2 protein-coding genes are annotated in these 1,047 nt (G+C 44.9%); both read right to left on the bottom strand.

What is annotated here, in order from left to right; translation table 11 throughout:
• Positions 1–467, bottom strand: a 467-nt coding sequence (locus A3762_RS21755; protein ID WP_156493659.1) for an NAD(P)-binding protein, incomplete at its 3' end; no start/stop codon positions are given.
• Between the two features lie 57 nt (positions 468–524).
• The gene (gene styC, locus A3762_RS21760; RefSeq protein WP_068480124.1) at positions 525–1,001 is read right to left on the bottom strand and encodes a styrene-oxide isomerase StyC; all 477 of its coding nucleotides are present in this window, start codon (positions 999–1,001) and stop codon (positions 525–527) included.
• Between the last annotated feature and the right edge of the window lie 46 nt (positions 1,002–1,047).

Genomic DNA, 1,047 nt, shown 5'->3' on the forward strand with positions numbered 1-1,047 from the left:
TGCGTCGCAGGTACCTCGACACGCATATAACCGCTATCGACAATCTTGCGCTTTACGTGGATTCGATACGACACGCCTTCGTCTATGTTGGAAGCAACCGTCGCGATTGCTCCCTTGTCGAGTGGCTGCTCACCCACAAAATCACATTTGAATAAAAAGCGTGCACGCCCAGTACTTACTAAGTTTTTAGAAATACGTTCAAAGTAATGAATGATTTGAGGGCGACTAGAAAGGTCTGTTTTCGATTCACTTAACTCAAGTGAGTTCACCCCGTAAGCTATTGCTGGCTGATGAAGCTTAACGTGATCATAGGCATCAACCCAATGCCCGCCCGACATGCCGCGACGCTCTACAAACACGATGCTTGCTTGTTTGTCGTGTTTGAGCAATTCATCAGCAAATGCCAATCCCATCGCACCAGCACCGATGATCAAATAGTCCGCCTCTAATTGTTTTATTTCGGACATAGTTCCTCCTATAACAAGGTCTGTATACAATAAGCACCATAGCGCTACCGAGAGGTTTTATGACTTAGCTTCTGAAAAAGCATGTCGCGCAAGAACATAAAAGGAATATAACGAAACAAAGCTAAACACCAACGCTGGCACTAATCCTAAAATGCCCCATATATTGGTTTCACCGAGTCGATTATCACCGAAGGTCAAAGCTCTACTTGCCGAAAGCATCCCGCCCCAATAAAACATGGTGTTGCCATAGCCCGCGCCTACAATCATCCAAAACAGCTTTTTCTCTAGGCGCTCTGGTGCATTCAATCCCCATAGCAACAGTGCGACAACAAAGATCATTAAACCGTTCATCAAGCCACCCGCGTGAGCTCGAGCCCATCCGCGATCGCTACCGAATAGTTCAAACTGCACAATATAATTAGGAAATATCTCAAAGCCGCCTATCAGTTTCATAACTAAACCGATACCAGCAATAAGACCGATTAACATAATGATCGCGCCATGCCCGACCATACGCTTCTGAAGAGCGTTCATAGACTTACCTGTTTGCTTTTATTATTTGAACTAATTGATGAGTTTT

It is taken from the genome of Oleiphilus sp. HI0125 (genome assembly GCF_001635355.1).

Excerpts from the sequence above, each read along its gene's own strand:
- styC (WP_068480124.1), bottom strand. The coding sequence starts at position 1,001 with ATGAACGCTCTTCAGAAGCGTATGGTCGGGCATGGCGCGATCATTATG.